The organism is Limnohabitans sp. (assembly GCF_036804465.1).
Taxonomy (GTDB): Bacteria; Pseudomonadota; Gammaproteobacteria; order Burkholderiales; family Burkholderiaceae_C; genus Limnohabitans.
Genome location: NZ_DAIRSK010000031.1, coordinates 1 through 12,825, shown reverse-complemented (window position 1 = coordinate 12,825; position 12,825 = coordinate 1). Strand labels below are relative to the sequence as shown.

General features: G+C 55.8%; 12 protein-coding genes and 1 tRNA gene. 3 read left to right on the top strand and 10 right to left on the bottom strand.

Translation table 11 applies throughout. The features are described 5' to 3' along the window. Window positions 1-296: 296 nt before the first annotated feature. The 7 genes from V7Q41_RS13120 to V7Q41_RS13090 all read right to left on the bottom strand — a co-directional run bounded on the left by V7Q41_RS13120 (window position 297) and on the right by V7Q41_RS13090 (window position 6,106). Window positions 297-373 (bottom strand) — tRNA-Met (locus tag V7Q41_RS13120). Between the two features lie 36 nt (window positions 374-409). Continuing rightward, window positions 410-1,324 (bottom strand): ZIP family metal transporter, encoded by a 915-nt coding sequence (locus V7Q41_RS13115; protein ID WP_333846398.1) that lies wholly within the window; start codon window positions 1,322-1,324, stop codon window positions 410-412. A gap of 3 nt (window positions 1,325-1,327) precedes the next feature. Further along, entirely contained in the window at window positions 1,328-1,798 is a 471-nt protein-coding gene (locus tag V7Q41_RS13110; protein WP_333846396.1) for a flavin reductase family protein, read from the bottom strand. 15 nt (window positions 1,799-1,813) lie between these two features. Next, window positions 1,814-3,004: an acetate/propionate family kinase gene (locus V7Q41_RS13105; protein WP_333846395.1), complete on the bottom strand. Its 1,191-nt coding sequence runs from the start codon at window positions 3,002-3,004 to the stop codon at window positions 1,814-1,816. Next, window positions 3,001-4,428, bottom strand: a complete 1,428-nt coding sequence (locus tag V7Q41_RS13100; RefSeq protein ID WP_333846394.1) for a bifunctional enoyl-CoA hydratase/phosphate acetyltransferase — start codon at window positions 4,426-4,428, stop codon at window positions 3,001-3,003. Before V7Q41_RS13100 ends, V7Q41_RS13105 begins: the two co-directional genes overlap by 4 nt. An 8-nt stretch (window positions 4,429-4,436) precedes the next feature. Continuing rightward, a complete protein-coding gene (gene fabI, locus V7Q41_RS13095; protein ID WP_333846393.1) occupies window positions 4,437-5,213 on the bottom strand; it encodes an enoyl-ACP reductase FabI in 777 nt (258 codons plus the stop codon). Next, window positions 5,210-6,106: an NUDIX hydrolase gene (locus V7Q41_RS13090; RefSeq protein ID WP_333846392.1), complete on the bottom strand. Its 897-nt coding sequence runs from the start codon at window positions 6,104-6,106 to the stop codon at window positions 5,210-5,212. Before V7Q41_RS13090 ends, fabI begins: the two co-directional genes overlap by 4 nt. Window positions 6,107-6,499: 393 nt before the next feature. Between V7Q41_RS13090 and V7Q41_RS13085 the strand changes: the two genes are divergently transcribed. The 3 genes from V7Q41_RS13085 to V7Q41_RS13075 are packed head-to-tail and all read left to right on the top strand — an operon-like array spanning window position 6,500 to window position 9,577. After that, complete coding sequence (locus tag V7Q41_RS13085; RefSeq protein WP_333846391.1) at window positions 6,500-7,435, top strand: ParA family protein; 936 nt, start codon at window positions 6,500-6,502, stop codon at window positions 7,433-7,435. Further along, window positions 7,432-7,935, top strand: a complete 504-nt coding sequence (locus tag V7Q41_RS13080) for a hypothetical protein (RefSeq protein WP_333846389.1) — start codon at window positions 7,432-7,434, stop codon at window positions 7,933-7,935. The genes V7Q41_RS13085 and V7Q41_RS13080 overlap by 4 nt, the downstream gene beginning before the upstream one ends. A 25-nt stretch (window positions 7,936-7,960) precedes the next feature. Beyond that, a complete protein-coding gene (locus V7Q41_RS13075) occupies window positions 7,961-9,577 on the top strand; it encodes an FMN-binding glutamate synthase family protein (protein WP_333846388.1) in 1,617 nt (538 codons plus the stop codon). Here the strand turns inward: V7Q41_RS13075 and V7Q41_RS13070 are convergent. The 3 genes from V7Q41_RS13070 to V7Q41_RS13060 all read right to left on the bottom strand — a co-directional run. Further along, window positions 9,574-10,854, bottom strand: coding sequence for a hypothetical protein (locus tag V7Q41_RS13070; protein ID WP_333846386.1), 1,281 nt, complete (start codon window positions 10,852-10,854; stop codon window positions 9,574-9,576). The two genes, V7Q41_RS13075 and V7Q41_RS13070, sit on opposite strands and share 4 nt — an antisense overlap. 2 nt (window positions 10,855-10,856) lie before the next feature. Next, window positions 10,857-11,315, bottom strand: coding sequence for a hypothetical protein (locus V7Q41_RS13065; protein ID WP_333846385.1), 459 nt, complete (start codon window positions 11,313-11,315; stop codon window positions 10,857-10,859). 21 nt (window positions 11,316-11,336) lie between these two features. Continuing rightward, the coding region (locus V7Q41_RS13060) for an SPOR domain-containing protein (RefSeq protein ID WP_333846384.1) at window positions 11,337-12,825 on the bottom strand (1,489 nt) is incomplete at its 5' end.

Here is a 12,825-nt window from a genome sequence, read left to right as displayed (position 1 = left end):
GACATGTTCAAAATCACGTGCGATACAACACCAGATGTTGAGTTATTTGAAGTCGTTCGCGTCAATGTTTCTTGCGGTGAAGCATTCGTCACAGCGTTGCCTGCGCCTCCCCCACAAGCAAAAAGTGTGGCAAAAACTGCACATGTAGCCACGCAAAAAAACAGCTTTTCCATTTAATTCTCCAATTTTGCCAACTTAACATATTTTCTATTTTGTAGATTTTTCAACCCAAGACCCATTGAAAAGCAAGGGCGCAAAGAAAAAACCCACAGCCTTGCGACTGTGGGTTTTTATTTTGGTGGTGGTAGCGGGATTTGAACCTGCGACATCAGCATTATGAATGCTGCGCTCTAACCAACTGAGCTATACCACCGAACAGGGGCATATTGTAAAGCATTCAGGCTGCCGCTTATTCGAGCACCTTGAACAACAAGGCCGAAAAAAAGCCGCTCAACGTGGCCAAGCCCACCCAGTTAGGCGGTGCCAAGTGGGTGGCTTCGGGCAGCATGGCCGCGCAAATCATGGTGAGCATGGCGCCTGCGGCCAAGCCCTCAATAAAGACCATGACGTTGTGCGGCACCCACCCACCCATGATCGCGCCCAGCGCAGCGGCAATGCCAGTCATCAGCACCAGCGACAGCCACATCAGCACGATGCGTTGCACGCTCATGCCCTGCATGCGCATTTGCGCGGAGCTAGACAAAGCCTCGGGTAAGTTCGATAAAAACAAACCCGCCAGCAAGGTGTAGGGCAAGACATCCCAAAACGCCACAGGCGTCCCCGCATGGAGGCTGGCCGTGACCGTGGCCATGAGCACGGTGCCCACCACAAAGCTCTCGGGCAAACCGTCCAACAAGTTGCCCAGCCAAATAGCCACCGCCGCATTGCCGTGTGAGGCATGTGTTTTTTCTAGTTCTTGGGCCGTGGGCAAGGGCTGGATGTGATGCTGCGGCAGGTGCGCCCGCTCATGCATGACTTTTGAGATCAGAGACGCCTTTTTGCGCAAGTAGCCGCCGTGCTCGATCAGTACCCAGTCGAGCATCACAAAAACAATGCCCCCCACAAAGGCACCGGCCACCAAATGAAAGAAGTTGCGCACTTCAATGGCACGCACATCGGGCGAGTTGGCATGCACAAAAGCATCGATCGAAGGCGCCACCAATTCAATCGCCAGGGCCGACAACAAGGCCCCCGCGCCAAAGGCCGCCATCAAACCCACGATGCGTTGGGACATCTTGAAATAAATGCCAATCAAGGCACCGATCACCAAAGAGACCGAGCACATCACGCCCAGAATGAAAGCCCAACTGATGTAGACGTCCATGGATCAGTCCTCGAAGGGTGCGAGCACGCCAAAGCTGCGTTGTGCATACGCCAAGCCGTGACCAGCTTGCACACCAAAGTCAAGCACTTCACCGATCAAGATGTCGTGGTCACCTGCAGACACCACTTGCGTGATGTTGCAATCAAACCAAGCAATGACATCCGCCAAGCGCGGATGTTGGTTGACACCACGCACCAGCTTTTGGTCTGCAAAGCGCTCGGCTTGCGCGCCCTGTGCAAAGTTGAGTGCTATGTCTTTTTGCTGAGCGCCCAACACATTGACCATGTAGCCCCCTGCGGTGACGAAGGCGTGGTGACTGGCCGAGGTTTTGCGCACGCTCCACAGCACCATGGACGGATCGAGCGACACGGTATTGAAAGAGTTGCAAGTCATGCCCCAGTCTTGGCCTTGGGTATGCGCGGTCACCACGGTCACGCCAGTGGTAAAGCAGCTCATTGCGTCTTTGATGTTCACGCCGTACTTTCTTAATTATTTTTGTAAAAACGCCAAAGCGTCTTGTGCAGCCACACGGCCTTCATCGGTGGGGACGACCCAAATCTCAACTGAACTATTGTCAGCGTGAATCGAAGCCAAGTTGTTGCCAATGGCCGCTTCGTTGCGGGCTGCATTCACATGAACGCCAAGGTAGCGCAGGGCATCGCCCACTTGTTGGCGCAGCAAGGCATCGTGCTCGCCAATGCCGCCCGTGAAGGCCAACACATCGAGGCCGCCAATGCAGGCACTGAGTGCCCCCACTTCGCGCACCAAGCGGTGGGCAAACAAATCAATGGCAAAGCGCGCTGACTCCGAAGATGACGCACGCAAGGTGCGCATGTCAGCGCTCTCGCCAGACACACCCAGCAGACCACTTTGTTTGTAAAGCAAGGTTTGGATTTGATCGTGGCTCCAGCCCTGCTCCATCAAGTACAGCAACACGCCTGGGTCTAACGCACCGCTGCGTGTGCCCATCATCAAACCATCCAAGGCTGAAAAGCCCATGGTGGTCGCTCGGCTTTGGTGGTCGGTGGTGGCGCACACACTGGCACCGTTGCCTAGGTGGGCCATGACGGTGCGGCCAGCTGAACGCGGCACTTGGCGTTGAAGCACTTGGCTCACGTATTGGTAAGACAGGCCATGAAAGCCATAGCGGCGCACGCCTTGTTGGGTGAGCTTTTTATCAATCGCAAAGGTGGTTTCCAGCGGCGACAAGGAGCGGTGAAACGCCGTGTCAAAACACGCCACTTGTGGCACGTCGGCAAAGGCGTCTGCAAAGGCGTTGATGCCCGCCAAGTTATGCGGCTGATGCAGCGGTGCCAACGCATTGAGCGTAGCGAGTTGCGCCATCACCTTGGGCGTCACACGCACGCTGCTGCTGTAGAACGCACCGCCGTGCACCACACGGTGCGCGATCGCCTGCACTTGCAAATACGCAAAGCGAGAGGCCAACAACACCTTGAGCTCAGTGAGCGCAGCATCAAACACATCTTGGCCAGGCTGCACCACTATCGCGGATGTTTCTCTGCTTTGCCCCGTGGCCATCCAGTGAATGCGCGCTTGCCCCGATGGCTCTAAGCCTTCAACGCTGCCCGAGACTTGTGCCTCGCCAATCACCTCGCCCAAGAGGGGATACAGGGCAAACTTCAGGCTAGATGAGCCCGCATTGACAGACAAAATGCTCATGCAGGATGCGTGCGGTTGTGGTGCGCAATCAGCTTGGCCAACAAGGCCGAAGCGCTGCGGGTGGCGGGGCTGTCTGCACGGCTGGTCAGGGCAATTGGCACGCGCGCGCCCAACACCACACCTGCACCCAAGGCGCCTGCCAAATACTCGAGCTGCTTGGCCATCATGTTGCCCGACTCCAAGTCGGGTGCCACCAAAATATCGGCTTGGCCTGCCACCGCAGAGGCAATGTGTTTGATCTCGGCCGCGTGACTAGACACGGCGTTGTCAAACGCAAGCGGGCCATCTAGCAAACCGCCTGTGATTTGCCCTCGGTCGGCCATCTTGCACAAAGCAGCCGCATCGATGGTGGAAGGAATGTTGGCACTGACGGTTTCGACTGCCGACAAAATGGCCACTTTGGGCAAGGCCACGCCCATGATGTGCGCAAACAAAATCGCGTTTTGCACGATGTCCGCTTTCTCGGCCAAGGTGGGCGCAATGTTCAGTGCGGCATCGGTGATGAACAAGGGCTTGGGATACATGGGCGCCTCAAAGCGAAACACATGTGACATGCGTCGCCCCGTACGCAAACCTTTTTGCGATATCACGGCGTGAATCAATTCGTCCGTGTGCAGGCTGCCTTTCATCAAGGCTTCGAGTTGTTGGTTGGCTGCCATTTGAGCGGCCACGTCAGCCGCCTCATGGCTGTGGGCCACGTCAATGACCTCAATGCCGGTTAAATCAATGCCCGCTTGAGCGGCCATGGCACGCAGTTTTTTCTCGGGCGCGATCAGCACCGCTTGAATCAGGCCTGCATGGTGGGCATCCATCGCGCCCTGCAATGCGTCGACGTCACACGGATGCACTACACCACAACGCACAGCCTCAAGGTGTGCGCCCAGCGCCAGCAAGTTGGCATGGCGTTGCTCAGGATCAAACAGGCTGATGTGCGGCGCATAAATGCGCGGCATGCGCAGCTTTTCGGTGGGGGCCATGACTTTGGCCACGCCATACAGCACACGCTCGCCTTTTTGATTGACCAACACACAGTCGAGTTCTATGGTTTTTTTGTCGTCTTGTTTGCTCATGCACGTGACGGTCACATTCAAGGTGTCGCCAATTCGCACGGGGCGGCTGAAGTGCAGGTTTTGCTGAAGGTAAATCGTGCCAGGGCCTGGAAAGACGGTTCCCAACACCGTGCTGATCAACGCACCGCCCCACATGCCATGACCAATGACCCCATGAAACAAAGACGCATTGGCGTATTCAGGGTCCAAGTGCGCAGGGTTGGTGTCCCCCGACACTGCGGCAAAGGCTTGGATATCGGCCAAAGTCAAGGTGCGTACTGAACGAGCCGACTGCCCCACCACGATGCTGTCATAGGGGTGGTTTTCTAGCCACTCATTGTTGGCGTCATTGGTGAAGTCGGTGATGTCGTTCATGGTGTTCTTCAGTTCACGGCGTGGCTGCCGGCATCAACATAAATGGTTTGTCCCGTCATACCGCTGGCGGCATCGGTACACAAAAAGGTGCTGAGGTTGGCAATTTCTTGCAGCGTCACCAATCGGCCCAGCGGCGATTTGGCGATGTTGTGTTGCATGAGCGCGTCAAAGCCTTCAATACCCGAGGCAGCACGGGTGGGAATCGGCCCAGGCGACACCGCATACACCCGCACGCCTTGGGGTCCAAGCTCCACAGCCATGTAGCGCACCAAGGATTCAAGGGCAGCCTTCACAGGCCCCATCAGTCCATAGTGCGGCACAGCTTCATCCGCCCCCAAGTAAGACATGGTGACCATGCTGCCCCCTTGCGTCATGTGCGGTGCACACAGTTTGGCCAAGGTGGCAAAGGAGTGGCACGACACCTCCATGGCACGGGCAAAGCCCACACTTGAGCTGTCAATCACGCGGCCATGTAAATCGGCCAACGGTGCCCAAGCGATGGAGTGAATCACAAAGTCCAAGCGGCCCAGCTGGGCCACAGCATGAGCCACCAGCTTTTCTAAATCATCTGGTGTTTCAATGTTGCAGGTGTGCAGCGCGAGGCCCAGCGGCTGGGTGAGTGGCTCAACAAAAGGACGGGCTTTGTCGTTCAGGCACGAGGCCACCACCTCAGCGCCCATGGCATGCGCTTGACGCGCACACCCCCAAGCAATGCTGTGCTCATTGGCCAAGCCAAGCACCAAGCCCTTCTTACCCTGCAAATCAAAGGCAGACACCGTGTTCATAAAAACTCCTCAAAGCCCTGAGTGGGCTCAAAACGCCCCGCCACAAAACGCAAACGCGTCGGCCCAGGCATGGCACGTTGTTGCACAGAATGTCGCGGGTCACCGGGGTAGCACAAGTTGCGAACCCCATGCTCATCAAAAGTTTCTGGCAACACCAAAGGCGGCGTTTGCTGCTTTGCCAAGTTCAACACACTCGCCGTACAGGTGTGTGACACCAAAGACACCAAGGTCATGATCTGCGGCGGAGCCAGCGGCATCGCCCCCGCCCAATAGCGCGTCAAGGCCTCCAAAGGGCTCAGCCACACGCTGTCAGTGGCTTCGATGTTGTCGTGAATTGGCAACTGGCCCTTGGGCAACACCGCCACAAAAAAACGCGTGTCAAAACGCTGGTTGGTCACCGAGGGTTGCACCGGCGTGATCCAACGCGACCAAGGCGCCAAGTGCTGCGTGTCCACACGCAAGCCTGCGCCTTGCAACACCTGCACAAAACCTTGCCCACCATGCAGCGCTTGCTGCCACCGCTGACGCTGCCCAGCGTCATGCGCCAAGGCTTGGCTGTCTTGTAAGCGGGCGTACAACACACCACACTCCTCCAACACCTCGCGAATGGCAGCCACATACAGGCCAGCAGCCGTGGGCGCAGCCAAATCAGCCTCGCCCAGCGCGCGCTGCAGCTCTTGCGTTGAGGTGTCCAAAAAAGCATGCACATCCGAGCTGCAATCCGCGTCATCTAACTTGCCACCCGGAAACACATACGCGCCACCCAACACGGCCGAGGCTGTGTGGCGACGCAGCAAAAACACCTCCAAGCCATTTTGGGGCTCGTCTCGTAACAACACCACCGTGGCTGAAGCCCTCGGTGGTGTGGTGATGATTTCGCTGTTGAGTTGCATGGGCTCAGCACTTACAAAAAAGAATCGGGCCCACCAGCAACAGGCTGGCTTGCAGACTTTGAAACATGATTTTTTTCAATTTAAAAATGAATCCTAAAATTTTAACGGAGACCAACTTTGTTAAAAGTGTTGTTTTTTTTGACACATCCGAAAAAACTTCTATAAATCAATGACATAGGTAATTTTGTTAATATTATTTCTTTTAATCAACTGAATGAGTTAAAAAGGGTTAATTTGAAGGTAAATAGGCACATTCAGCTCCTAAATCGCAACAAAACATCACATTGACCGTGGAGGCCATGCCCATGTAAATTCCACATCCCGCAAGAAATTTCGGGATGTATGAAATACAAAAACATGAAGTGCTGATTACTCAGCTGGAAGGATAACAAGATGTCAACTTTCAAAATTTTGGTCACCAGTCAAAAAGGTGGCGTGGGTAAAAGCACGGTGTCTGCTAATTTGGCCGCTTTCATGCGTCGCCAAGGTCAAACCGTCACCCTGATTGACTTTGACACCCACGGATCCTCCAGCACCTGGCTGACACGTGCGCCCAACATTGGTGTGGTGGTGCAACACCACATCCTGCCCTTGGACCAGGGGGGCAACCGCCCGATTTTGGACGCCCGTCTGCACCTTCGCCGCGCTGCCAGCAGCACCCAGGTGGTGATTTGCGATTTGACATGGACCGACTCCATCGCAGGTGAGTTGATGTTCGAGTACGACTTGGTGATCGTCCCGACCTCGGTATCTGAAATTGAATTGGCGGCCACCGCAGGCTTTTTGAGCCGCCACCGTTGGGTATTTGACTCGGCCATCCATACCCCGCCCACCTTGCTGGTGTGCCCAACCCGCGTTCAACCCGAGCAACTGCAAAGTGATATTTTTTCGAAGCAACGTTTTCCAGTCAGCTTCATGCTCGCACCCCCCGTGCTCGAAGCCCAATCGGCCCGTGAAATGTTTGAGCGTGGCTACTTGATGGACTTGCAAGACGCTTGTGGCAATTCGTTCAACGAATTTGGCCAATCGGTGTGTGCCGCGCGCGAAATGCGCAAATCTGCACAAGGCATGCGCCAAACCACCCCGACGCGCAACAAGTCACCCGACATGCTTGGCACCGTGATGAACCGTCAAAACGTGCTGGCAAACGCAACCACGCTGTCTAGCCAATATTCGATCTTGGGCAGGCACCGCATGCACAAAATTCGCCCAGAAGAGATGGCTAACAAATCCGCAGCGCATGTAGGCGCACCACAAAACACACAGATTGCGTCTATGGGCATTCCCCAGTTCCTCAAACGCATGTCCATGGGCGTTCTTAGCAAATGAGTTCCGAACCCCAATTTTTGTCCTTCAAAGGACTCAAGCAATACACCCCTGAGTCGGGGTGGGGTGATGTCAATTCGATTTTGCAATCCCACACCCAGCAAGCCGCAGCGCCCTCAAAGCCTAGGGTGCCTGACAACGTCCCCACGCTCACAGAACCTCCAGATCCACCTACAGGCCAAGCATCCCCCGTGTTTGACCCGCTCATCCACGAACTCTTTGAACAGTTGCGGGTGCCGCCCAGTGATGAGTTGACACAAACTTGGCGCACCATTGCCGCTGAGGTGAACCTGTTGACCGAACGCATGGCCTTGCAACGCGAGCTTCAAGAGCGGCTGCAAAAGCTGGACCACGAATTGGTCAATTTGCGCAGCACGATTTTGTCGCATTTGTCTGATGTCCAACACGCAGCAGACCAGCAGCTTTCTTCGGCGCGCCTGCGAGCCGAGGTATCCGCCCTCGCACAAACCAAACTGTCGGCCAAACTGTCCCACAAACGATAAACCATTTCGCTCAGGAGCACTGCGCATGCTGGACAAACTCAATCAAATCTATCCGGTGCGCTACACCGCGTTCATTGCCTCGGTTGTGCTACTCATTGTCTCGCTGCTAGGCTCAAGCGTCATGGGCATGAGCGGGTGGTGGCCCACCATCTTTTTAATGCTGACGCTCGTTGGCATACGCGATCTTCAACAATCTCACCACTCCATCTTGCGTAACTACCCAGTGATTGGGCATTTGCGCTTCATGTTTGAATACATTCGCCCCGAGATTCGACAGTATTTCTTAGAGTCCGAAACCGAAGCTGCCCCTTTTTCGCGTGCCCAGCGCAGCTTGGTGTACTCGCGCTCGAAGGGTGAGACCGACAAACGCCCTTTTGGCACACAACTCGATGTGCGTGCCATTGGATACGAGTGGATCAACCACTCCATGGTCCCCAGCCACCTCGCTGGCCACGACTTTCGTGTAAAGGTAGGCGGCAAAGACTGCGCACAGCCTTACGACATCAGCCTCTTCAACGTGTCGGCTATGAGCTTTGGTGCCTTGAGCGCCAACGCCATTCAAGCCTTGAACTTAGGCGCCAAGATGGGAGGGTTTGCACACGACACCGGTGAAGGCTCTATCTCACGCCACCACCGCGCTCACGGCGGCGATTTAATTTGGGAAATTGGCTCAGGCTATTTTGGATGCCGCGACGAAAATGGTCATTTCAGCCCAGCGCACTTTGTGGAGAACGTACGCTCTGCCCAAGTCAAGATGGTGGAGGTCAAACTCAGCCAAGGCGCCAAACCCGGCCACGGTGGTGTGCTACCCGGCCCCAAGGTGACCGAAGAAATTGCCGAAGCGCGCGGTGTGATGGTGGGACAAGATTGCATTTCACCCGCCGCACACAGCAGCTTTTCTACGCCGCTGGAATTCATGACTTTTATCCAACAGCTACGCACCCTCAGCGAAGGCAAGCCCGTGGGCTTCAAGCTGTGCATAGGTCATCCTTGGGAATGGTTTGCCATTGTCAAAGCCATGTTGGAAACGGGCATTCGCCCCGACTTCATCGTGGTCGATGGCGCAGAGGGTGGCACGGGCGCCGCCCCGCTTGAGTTTTCTGACCACATGGGAATGCCCCTGCAAGAAGCTTTGCGCTTGGTGCACAACACCTTGGTGGGTGCTGGCTTGCGCGATGAGATTCGGGTGGGTGCGAGCGGCAAAATTGTCAGCGCCTTTGACATCGCGCGTGCCTTGGCGCTGGGCGCCGACTGGTGCAACAGTGCACGCGGCTTCATGTTTGCGCTGGGCTGCATCCAAGCCCAAACTTGCCACAGCGGCAACTGCCCGACCGGCGTCACCACCCAAGACCCAAAACGCCAAATGGCTTTGATCGTGCCCAGCAAGGCCGATCGGGTGCACAACTTTCACACCCACACCCTAGAAGCCTTGCAAGAATTGATGGAAGCCTCGGGCCTGCAAACACCCCATGACTTCACACCCCGTCACTTTATGCGCCGCGTGAGTGAGACTCAGACCTTGCATTTGTCCGACTTGATCGACACCCTAGAAACAGGTGTTTTGCTCAAAGACGATGTGAGCGCCTTGCCCGCTGTGTTCAGCGACTGGCCGCTCGCCCACCCACAGCGCTTTGGAATTTAATCCGGCACACGTGGGTATTGAATAGGTTTTTCACGCACCACGGGTGGCGGCACGTTGGCAGCAGCACGCTCTGCAGCTGCTGATGCCGCTGCAGCTGCACGCGCTTTTTCCGCAGCAGCGCGCTCTGCGGCAGCGGCCTTGTCGGCAGCAGCTTTGTCAGCGGCGGCCTTGGCGGCACGCGCGGCGGCAGCGCGTTCAGCAGCGGCCTTTTCCTCAGCCACCTGCTCCGCTGACTTCACAGGCTTTTCAGGCTGCATCCGCATGATCGCAGCGCGTTCGGCAGCGGCCTTTTGCTGAGCCAAGCGCTCGGCAGCAGATGCTTTCTCAGACGCAGCAGCGGCTTTTTGTGACTCGATGGCTGTCTTGGCCGACTGGGCTGCTTTGTCAGCAGCCTTTTGTGCCTCGTTGGCAGCCTCGGTGGCGCGATCAAGGGTCTTTTCGATGGACTTGATGGCCGAGGCCTCAGCCGCTGTTTGCGTGCGTTCACGCACCTGCACCGCCGCATTCAAATCGGACTTGATCTTTTGAATTTCGCTCAACAACACTTGCGTGCTCGGGCCTTGTTGAGCCGCAGGCGCGGGAGGAGGCATGCGAGACACGGCTTTTTCAGCCACGGATTGCAACTTGCCATCGAGAGATTGCAACTTGCTGTCCAACGTGCTCAGTTGCTTTTGCATGTCCTTGAACTTGGGATCGCTGGACTTGTTGGCCTCTGCGACCACCACTGCTGGCATAGACGCCATGCTCTTGCCGAGCTCTTCCAAACGCTTGGCCACCTGGGTTTGGGTGGTGATGACTTCGTCTTGCTTGTCGGTGATTTCCGAAAAATCAGAGTTGGTTTTGCTGATCGCCGTCAAACTGGCATCCACCTCAATCACGCGCTTGGCCATGGCGTAGATCATGGTGTCGAGCTCTTTGATGGACTGAGTCATCTTCATGGTGATAGCAAAGAAAATGCCCATGGCAATCAGCAAACAGGTACAAAAAGCAGCCAACATGATGCGTGAATGCATCACATTGCGTTGGTTGTTTTCCTGAATCTTAGACACCACCGCACGCATGGTGGCACTGACGTCAGCCGCGATCGAAGCAGAGCGAGTCGACACCTCAGCCGAATCCAACACCACCGAAGTGAGCTCTTCAATCTGACGCGCCACCTCATTGGTGTCCAAGGATTGAGACGCAATTTCAGTCAGGCGATCAGCAGTTGCCTCGACGTCGACCATGGCTTGTTCAGGCTCGGTCGTGTCTTGTGTCGGTTGTTGTTCGTCAGCCATGTTCAAACCTTCAATTTGGTGAATTCCTCAAGCCGGTCTAAGCGTGCGTTGAGGATGTGTATGTCGTCTGCGAGCTTGCCGATGCGAACCTGCAGCTCTTCGCTCCATAGATCGGCTTGAGCAGGCTTGTCTTGAGCTTCTAAGCCCGCAGTAGCAAGGTTTTGGGTAGCCAAAGCCTGGGTCTGCTCTGCCTCCTCAGGCGCAATTGGGGGTGCGGACTGGGCCTCTCTGTGCTTTGGAACCACTGGCTCGTCGGCTGCATGGTTGACCAACTCGGTCAAAGTGGGCACCTTGGCCAAAGCCTCAGCACTCAGCCCTTGCGCATCCTCAGGCAAGTCGGGCACCGAAAACCGAGGCAGAGATCCAGGCTGATAACCCGCTTCAAATGGGGAGGCTTCGAGGTGAATGGCATCTGACTCGGAAACCTCGCCGGGCAGAGATGAATGGGGTGATTGAGTCATAGGCTTGTTTCCAACAAACGATCAGGACTGGTTGAATTGGGTTTGCATCGACTTGGTGCTACGCAACCAACCTTTGGCGACCAAGGGACTGGACTGCATGAATGCATCGGCTTGAGCCTTGGTTTCAAAAGGGCCAGCGATCAAAATGTAGTAACGCTTGCCTGTATCTTTTTGGCGCGCGCGCATGATTCTGGTTTTTGCATACACAGCGTTGCTGCGCTGAAAGCTCTGCATGTCAGCCTGTGTGTCCATGGCCGCCAACTGAACCACATAGCCGTTGGCAGGCAATTGCTTGATCCAAGCCTCATCTGGATTGACTTCAGGCTTGGGAGCCACTTTCAGCTCCGATTTAGGTTCCGATTTCAGCTCTGATTTAGCCTCAGTTGGAGGCTCAACTTTCTGCTCGGCTGTTTGCTCAGGCGCTGGCGCTGCCGCAGCGCTGGCCGCCGAAGCCGCATCCTGCGCTTGGCTGGCCACCAGTGAAGCTTGTGCCGCCGCAGATGCGGCTGACTCAGCAGAGGCCAAGGCCTGGTCGCTGGCTGCAGCCCGGGCCACTTCGTCAGGCGCTGGCGCAGCGGGTGTGCCGCGCAGCAGGTATTTCTTGAACAACTCCGCCTCTTGCAACACCCAATCTTTGTTCATAGCAGCCAAAGCCGCCACCGACAAGAGCATCAACAACAGCGCCCAACCAGCGTAGGAGCGACTAGGCGCACGCTGGAACACGGCGCCCTCGGTAGCTGCAGGCGCTGAATCCGACACAGGCAAAGCCGCAGATGGGGCCAATGGCACCGTCACAGGGGGCGGGACAAATGCAGGCAACGCTTGTGCTGCCAAGTTTGGCTCTTCTTTTTTGCCAAAACCAGGCACACGCCAAGCTGTTTTGGTCGGCAAATTGAGCAGCTTGGAGACAGCGGATGCCTCTTCATTGAGCGTGGGCAACTCACTCGCAAAAGTTGGCTCAATCTTCGTCGGCGATAGAGCGGGCACAGGCTCGCTAGCCACCCAATCGGTCAATTTATGTTTGGCCTCACCGTGGTCGGATTCAACTTCCCACTTGATCAAATTTTTACCAAAGGCCTCAACCTTGCCGAGGTAGTTGGCAGCACTGTTGATGAGCAAAATCACGCTGATGTTGCCAGCAGGAAACCCATTGACCAAACGAGCCAGCAACTGCAGCTCAAAGTCTTGCATCAAAATGGAATCGCGAAACACCAAGAAGCGACGCGGGGCGTGTTTTTTGTCTTTTTCTAAGGCTTGGTCAAGCGTGATTTCAGACAAAATTTCGTTGAATTTTTGAACCAGTTGTTCAGAGTTCGTGGAGCTGCACCACTCGATGTGGGTTTCTCCCTTGGCACGCAAGCGTTCTTCAAACAAGCTGCCGTAGTAATCGAGCACCATGTCGCGCTCGCTCAGGACAGCCAAATTGATGCTGCCTTCGGTCAATGACTTCAGCAATATTTCAAATCGCAACCGGTCACCGGGGCTTTGGTAGATGTCTGTCATGCGGCTC

Excerpts from the sequence above, each read along its gene's own strand:
- V7Q41_RS13115 (WP_333846398.1), bottom strand. The coding sequence starts at position 1,324 with ATGGACGTCTACATCAGTTGGGCTTTCATTCTGGGCGTGATGTGCTCG.
- V7Q41_RS13105 (WP_333846395.1), bottom strand. The coding sequence starts at position 3,004 with ATGAGCATTTTGTCTGTCAATGCGGGCTCATCTAGCCTGAAGTTTGCC.
- V7Q41_RS13100 (WP_333846394.1), bottom strand. The coding sequence starts at position 4,428 with ATGAACGACATCACCGACTTCACCAATGACGCCAACAATGAGTGGCTA.
- fabI (WP_333846393.1), bottom strand. The coding sequence starts at position 5,213 with ATGAACACGGTGTCTGCCTTTGATTTGCAGGGTAAGAAGGGCTTGGTG.
- V7Q41_RS13090 (WP_333846392.1), bottom strand. The coding sequence starts at position 6,106 with ATGCAACTCAACAGCGAAATCATCACCACACCACCGAGGGCTTCAGCC.
- V7Q41_RS13085 (WP_333846391.1), top strand. The coding sequence starts at position 6,500 with ATGTCAACTTTCAAAATTTTGGTCACCAGTCAAAAAGGTGGCGTGGGT.
- V7Q41_RS13080 (WP_333846389.1), top strand. The coding sequence starts at position 7,432 with ATGAGTTCCGAACCCCAATTTTTGTCCTTCAAAGGACTCAAGCAATAC.
- V7Q41_RS13075 (WP_333846388.1), top strand. The coding sequence starts at position 7,961 with ATGCTGGACAAACTCAATCAAATCTATCCGGTGCGCTACACCGCGTTC.
- V7Q41_RS13070 (WP_333846386.1), bottom strand. The coding sequence starts at position 10,854 with ATGGCTGACGAACAACAACCGACACAAGACACGACCGAGCCTGAACAA.
- V7Q41_RS13065 (WP_333846385.1), bottom strand. The coding sequence starts at position 11,315 with ATGACTCAATCACCCCATTCATCTCTGCCCGGCGAGGTTTCCGAGTCA.